A 6,484-nucleotide genomic window follows, 5' to 3' on the forward strand; every position below is an offset into this window, starting at 1 on the left:
CCGAGCAGTCCACACCGAGGAGCAGCAGGACGATGGCACGTACGGCAGCCGCGAAGAGGACGGCGAGGACCCGGCAGCGAGCGGGTGGCACGGGCGAGGCAACGATCGAAGTGACCGTCACGCAGGCCCCGGAGACGGCCCTGATCGGCCAGGAGGTGGCGCTGGAAACCAACGTGGGCCTGAGCGCCGGAGAGGTGGGGCCCGGCGGCCAGGGGTGCGTTCGGATCACCTACACCTGGTCGAACCCCTCCCGGCGGTTCGACTTCCGGCGGATCGACGAGCACACCGGCCGGTTCACCCTGGCGAGCCAGGGCAAGGACACGATCGTCCTGACGTCGTCGTCCGTGTCCGTCGAGGACCTCAAGGCGGGGTTGCCGGTCACGCTGGTCGTGGCGCCGCCGACGGGCCGGGGCTCCTATGTCACCGATCTCTCGGTCAAGGCCGAGTTCCTCGGCGACGGCACCCACCTCGACCCCGGCTCCTCGGACACCGAGATCACCGTCTTCGAGAACGGCATGCTCGTCCCGGGCCAGGGCACCGTGCACCCTCCCAGGCCGACGGCGGGCGAGACGGCCGTCATCACCTGGACGGTGACGAACAGCGGGCCCGACGACGTCACCTCCGCCGGGTTCGACTTCGACATGGGGTACGGCTTGAGCGAAGTCGGCTGCACCATCGACGACAAACCCACCCGGGACCACAAGCTGCCACCCTTGAAGCGCGGCGAGACGGCCACGGTGGCCCTGACCGTGGCGATCGTGCCGAACGCCGGCCTCCCCATGAACGTCCTGCTCGGTATCCACGGCGCCCAGTCAGCGCCGTGGACACCGAGCCGGCAGGCGATCGTGGTCCCGGTGTCGAAGGTGGACTTCTCCCTGACGGGCCACCCCGCCCAGGACACCGTGGCCGCGGATCAACCTCTTCATTTCTGTTGGAAGATGGAGAACCGGGGGCCGTCCAGCGCCGAGCTGGTGAGTGTGCGGGTCGTCCTGCCTGCCGGGGTGCGCTTCGCCTCCGCCGACGGGGGCGGAGCCCTCCAAGCCGATGGCACGGTCCTCTGGCAGCACGGCTACCTGGACCCACCCGAGTCACGCACCGTGACGGTCATGGCGACGGCCTCCCCGAGCGCACGGGGTCCCCTGGTCGCCACCGCCGTGGCGACGTTCATCAGCCCGGACGACTCTCCGGCGACCACCCCGCTCGTACCCGTCACCCTGGAGGTCCAGGAGCTCGCCACCCTCACCTGCGCAGCGGTCGCCGTCCCCGAGCAGGCGGTCGCCGGGCGGGACCACGTCACCTGCACCTGGACCTTCCACAACGCGGGCCCCTCCGTCGTCCGGGGTCTCACCGTCACCGCGACGCTGCCGGACGGCCTGACCTTCGTCTCCGCCACCCAGGGCGGCACGCTCCAGCGGGGCGGCGGTATCGGCTGGGCGCTGCCCCCGGTCGAGCCCGGCGACACCGCCGTCGCCGTCACCGCGAAGGTCGGCCCCGGGGCCCTCGGCCCCCTGACCGCCACGGCGAAGGCCTCCGCCACCACTCCGGACGCCACGACGAAGAAGCCGATCAGACTCCCCGCGACCAAGGCGACCGTCACCGCCACCGCGGAGGCCGTGCTGTCGCTGCGGGCCGAAGCCACCGACCCGGCCGTGGTGGTGGCAGGTGACCGTGCCCACCCCGCTGACTTCCGGTGGACGCTCACCAATACCGGGAGCTCCACGGCGGCCGGCGTCACCGCACGGGCCACCCTGCCGCCAGGTGCCGCCTGTGTGTCCACCACTCCGACGGCGATCGTCAAGGGCGACGACATCAGCTGGGACCTCGGCGCCCTCCCACCGAACCACCCGACCGACCTCACCGTCTGCGCCTGGCCCGCCCCGGAGGCGCGCGGCTCGCTCACCCTCAGGGCCGGCGCCGCTGCGCGGACGCACGATCCCCGCACCGGGAAGCCGGCCGGCACGCCCGAGACACCGGCCACGGTCCAGGTGGCGGTGAAGGCCCAACTCAGCATCGCCGATGCCCGGTTCAGTCCGGACACGGTCCGGGAAGGCGACCAGCTCGCCCTGGCCTGGCGGGTGGTGAACACCGGTCCGTCCCTGGCCCGCAGGGCGACCCGTACGGTCGAACTGCCGAGCGCCCTGCACCTCGTCGACGGCCGGCAACCCACCTACACCCTGCCGGAGTTGAAGCCCAACGAGGCCGGCGGATGGTTCACGGTCGTCACGACGGTCGGCAGCACGCGAGACGACAAGGTCACCGTCACCGGCCGGTTCACCGGAGACGGCTCCACCGAGGTCCACCGGGACATCACCATCCCCGTCAAGCAGGGGAAGGGCGGCTTCACATTCCCCTCCGGCTTCGGGCCCTTCGGGTTCCCGCCCCCGTTCGGCGGCGATGGCAACGGAGGCGACCACGACGAGTCGGACGACGAGGACGACAACGAGAAGAAGGACAAGACCACCACACTGAAGTTCACCAAGGCGAAGGCCGATCCGGAAACGGTCGACCCCGGCAAGCCCCTGACCTACTCCTGGTCCCTCAAGAACACCGGCCGAAAGGTCACCGCCGAGAACATCTATGTGTCGATCACCCTGCCCACCGACGTCAAGCCGAAGAAGGTCGACGGGCTGCCCGCCGCCCCCACCCCCAAGGTGATCGTCGGCTACCTGGGTTCGCTCGCCCCGGGCAAGACCCAGGACTTCTCGGTGGAGACCGTCGTCGACGACGGTGCCACCGGCTCGCTGCCCGCCCGCGCGTACGCCTGTTCCGCACAGGCCTTCCCGCTCTGGAAGACCGCCGAGGCCACCGCCCGCGCCTCGTCCCAGCTGGACCTGATCGGCGAGGTCGCCCCGAACCCCGCCGACTCCGGAAAGCCGATCACCTACCGCTGGACGCTGACCAACAAGGGGCCCTCCGACACGTCCGGGCTCACCGTCCGGATCGCCATGCCCGACCAGGTGTCCGACCCGAACGGCAAGGTCACCAAAGGCGGATCACAGACGGCGACCTGGGACGGGAAGAACCGGCAGCTCGTCCTCGACTCCCTCGGCAGGCTGTCGAAGGACCAGCAGCTGACCTTCGAGGCCACCGCCACCGTCCGCAGCGATGCCGCCGGCCCGCTGGAGGCGACCGCCCACGCCCGGGCCACCGACGCCCCCGAGGTCAAGAACACCCTGACGGCCGAGGTCAAGGCCGCGTTGGGCCTCACCGGCACGGCCGTCCCGCCCGAGGTGGTCGCCGGGCGCGACCTCACCTATGTGTGGACCCTCGCCCACACCGGCGGGCCCGCCGCGGAGAAGATCGACCTCACCGTCGGCCTGCCGGCCTCCCTCACCTACCGCACCTCCTCCCACAGCGGCGCGCCGGCTCCCGACGGCAGGAAGGTCCAGTGGCCGCGGATCGATCGGCTCGGTCCGGGCGAACAGCGCACGGTCACCGTCACGGCCCTCGTCGACCCGGCCGCCAAGGCGGACACCATCCCTGCCGTGACCGCCACCGCCAAGGCGCGCAACACCGCCGACGCCACGGGCAAGACCGACGCGGTGCGGGTCACCCGCACGAGCGCGCTCACGATCGACGGCACCGGTACCCCCAGCCCGGTGACGGTGGGCGAACCGGCCTCGCTCGTCTGGACGGTGGTCAACCGCGGTCCGTCGCTGGCCTCCGGCGCCGTCGCCGCCCTCACCCTTCCGCCCGAGCTGGGCAGTCCCAAGATCACCGTCTCGAACGGCAGGAAGACGTCCGGCCAGGCCGGTTCGACACCCCTGCCCGACCTCAAGCCCGGCCTGCCCGTCACCGTAACCGCCACCGGCACCACCACCACCGACGGCCTGGCCCAGGCACGGGGCACGGTGCGCGGACGGGCGGTGGTCACGGAGAACGGGCAGGCAGCGGCCGACGCGGTGGCGCGGATCGAGATCGACTCCGACGCCGTCCTGGCGCTCACCCCGGGCCCGGACACCGCCGACCTCCGCACCGTCGATGCCGGTGCCACCGTCCCGTTCACCTGGACGGTCGCCAGAGCCGGAACCTGCGCCACCGGCCCCGCCTCCCTCCGGGTCGCCCTGCCCCCGGAGCTCACCGCCACCGAGGTCCTGGTCGACGGCCAGGCCTCGTCCTCGCTGTCGCAGAGCGACGGACACCTCACCCTCGGCCTCGACGGCCTCTCCACCGGGAAGCAGACCGTGCGGGTCACCTGCCGGGTGTCGCCCCAGGCCCCCGCCACCACGGCGAAAGGACCCGATCCACTCGCCGTCACCGCGCTGCTGTTCGCGGACGGCGCGAGCCCGGTCACCGGCACCGCCCGGCTGAACGTCACCGTCCGCAGCACCGTACGGATCAGCGCCTTCCAACTCCCGTACCCGGTCACGGCCGGCGGCCAGAGCGTCCTGGTCTGGTCCCTCGGCAACGACGGGCCCTCCAGCGCCCGGGACACCTCGTTCGTCCTGACGCTCCCGAAGGACCTCGTCTTCCTGGACGCCACCGTCGACACCGCCCCGCGCAGCGGCACCGTCGATCCGGCGCACCCCGGCCGGCGGACCGTCCCCGTGGGGGAGCTCGCACCGGGCGAGGCCGCGCAGATCGCCGTACGGGTCACCGTCTCCCCCGACCCGGCCGGCCCGAAGGCCGCCGTCACCCGGTCCGCCACCGTCGGCTCCACGACCGGCCTGGCCTCCGGCAGCGACCCCGTGCCCATCGGCAACACCCCGCAGGTCCCCGTCACCACGGCGGTCTCTCCCCCCGCGCCCCGGGTCGACGACAACGTCACGTACGTCTGGAACCTCACCAACACGGGCCAGAGCACGGTACGCGGGGCCACCTTCGAGGTCACCGTGAAGGGCGAAGGGTTCACCCACGACCCCGGATCCACCGTCGCCACGGCGACCCCGTCCAAGGACGGGAAATCCCTCACCGTCGTCTTCGTCGTCCCCACGCTCGCGCCGGTGGCCCAGCAGACGTTCACCCTGGTCGGAAAGGCCGCCAAGGCCGTCACGCTGACGGCCACGCCCGTACTCAAGGACTCGACGGGCGCGGCCCTCCAGCCTCCGGCTCCTGAGACCCGCACGCAGGTCGGCCCCAGCCCGACCCCGCGTACGACGCGGACCTCCCGCACCACACCTCGCCCGACGGACACGAAGCCCCGCCGGGGCGCCGCCAAGCGCACGACGCCCGCCAAACGCACGGCGGCACCCGCCGAGCGGCGCAAGCGCCTCCCCGCTTCCTGAACCGCCCTCCGGCCACGCCCGGTCTCGCGCAGCCCCCTCGCATCCGACCCGCGCGGGCCCGTCGGGCCCCGAAAGAAGCCACCCCATGCCCAGGCCCCCCGCACCCCGGTACCCGTCCGTCCTCGCCATCGGCCTCGCCGCCGTGTCCCTGGCCGCCTGCTCCACCGCTCCGACCACCGACCCACAGGCGGCACCGCAAGCCCCGCAGCTCCCCGAACTCCTGGAATTCGGGAAGCCACAGTGGGAGGCCTCGAATGCCTACGCCGCGTACATCGCGTCGATCCGCGACGCCGTGGCACCCGCTGCCGATACGGAGACCTCCGACCGTATACGGAGGCTGCACGTCAGCCCGTCCATGCAGCAGAAGGTGGTCGACGCCAAACCCAATAAGCCCAAGAAATATGAGACGAAGGACTTCGTCGGGCTCCGGATCACCAGCCGCGACCAGTCGCAGCACATCACCTTCCTGATGCGCAAGGACGACCTCTACATCATCGGCCTGTACAACCAGGCCAAGGACCGGTACCTCCGGTTCGAAACGCCCGAGCAGGACTGGCGAGACTATCCCTTCCCTGCCAACAGCACCGACAAATGGACGAAGGGCGTGGGGTACTCCGCGCTCTGCAACGAGATCAGCACCGGAAAGCTGGAGACAACGGACAACAGCCTGAACAAGGCGGTCATGGACCTCGCCGACAAGGGCGCAGGAGCCGGGGGAGCGTCCCTGTGCCAGCCGGCCGTCCTCTTCGCCGAAGCCGCGCGGTTCGCCCCGATCACCGAAGCGGTCCGGGCCGGGTGGCCGCAGGTCGGCAAGGCCACCACCCTGAGCACGGACCTGCTGAACTACATGACGAACTGGTCCGACATGTCGAAGTACGCCTTCTGGAAACCGGCGAAGGGCAGCTCCCAGGGAGAGAAGAACAGGTTCGACGCGAACGACTTCAACGTCGGCCCGCAGGCGCCCCCGCAGTACGTCCACCGCACGGCGGTGACGCCGATCGTGTTCGACGTCGTCAGCGTCTACAACGGCAACGGCAGCAGAGAGGGGCGATGCGGCGGGGTATCCGTCTCGGACAAGAAGGGAAAGGGCCCCTGCGCGTCCGCCTGACGGCTCCTGACGGTCCACCTCACGAGCTGCGGCTGCCCCGGCGCCGACGAGGCCTCGCGTCCGAAGGGCGGCAACGCCTCCTGCACCGGCCCCACCCGCGCAAGACCGAGCAGCCCACGGTCGGCAGCCGGCCGGTGCGCCGCCCCGGCGG

Annotated in this window: 2 protein-coding genes; both read left to right on the top strand. The window is 71.7% G+C overall.

Annotated features, from left to right (window positions below):
• Window positions 1–110 precede the first annotated feature (110 nt).
• On the top strand, window positions 111–5,225 hold the full coding sequence (locus ACFRQN_RS03635) for a hypothetical protein (RefSeq protein WP_380737956.1): 5,115 nt from the start codon (window positions 111–113) through the stop codon (window positions 5,223–5,225).
• A gap of 85 nt (window positions 5,226–5,310) precedes the next feature.
• Complete coding sequence (locus tag ACFRQN_RS03640) at window positions 5,311–6,333, top strand: ribosome-inactivating family protein (protein ID WP_380737958.1); 1,023 nt, start codon at window positions 5,311–5,313, stop codon at window positions 6,331–6,333.
• The last annotated feature ends 151 nt before the right edge of the window (window positions 6,334–6,484 follow it).

Source organism: Kitasatospora sp. NPDC056800, from assembly GCF_042789775.1.
In the GTDB taxonomy this organism is placed as follows: Bacteria; Actinomycetota; Actinomycetes; order Streptomycetales; family Streptomycetaceae; genus Kitasatospora.

What these genes read in the sequence shown, in the direction of transcription:
- ACFRQN_RS03640 (WP_380737958.1), top strand. Translation starts at nt 5,311, where the DNA reads ATGCCCAGGCCCCCCGCACCCCGGTACCCGTCCGTCCTCGCCATCGGC.